The sequence below is a fragment of the Luteimonas flava genome (assembly GCF_036584485.1).
Lineage (GTDB): Bacteria > Pseudomonadota > Gammaproteobacteria > Xanthomonadales > Xanthomonadaceae > Luteimonas > Luteimonas flava.
The window spans coordinates 1-340 of sequence record NZ_JAZHBM010000049.1; the positions used below are offsets into that span (position 1 = coordinate 1).

A 340-nucleotide genomic window follows, 5' to 3' on the forward strand; every position below is an offset into this window, starting at 1 on the left:
GTGTGCAGCGCATCTAAATACACCAGGGACCGCTCCCTGTTGTACGTCTCCAATCCAGTCAGGGCAGCCGCAGCAATCAGGCTAGCCATGCCGAATCCTTTGACGAAATCCCGGCGCGTTATTGCGCCATACACCGCAAGGCTCAGGCCAACAAAAAGCAATCAGATTCGGCGACAGCCCCTCAATGAGTTGCTCTTCGTGCAAAGGTAACCAGGTACGCAAGCGACTAAACTGACCAGTAAACGGGGCCTCAAAATAGCTGCCGCGGTTTTGAATCTGAAGCAGTTTTTTGGACGAAAGAGAAAATCCTAAGTTGGCACCATCGAGCTTCTCCTCAACA

1 protein-coding gene is annotated in these 340 nt (G+C 52.1%); it reads right to left on the reverse strand.

Going from position 1 to position 340, the window contains the following annotated elements:
- Window positions 1–81: 81 nt before the first annotated feature.
- A partial coding sequence (locus V3391_RS17635; RefSeq protein WP_332079753.1) for an RNA ligase family protein occupies window positions 82–340 on the reverse strand: 259 nt, incomplete at its 5' end.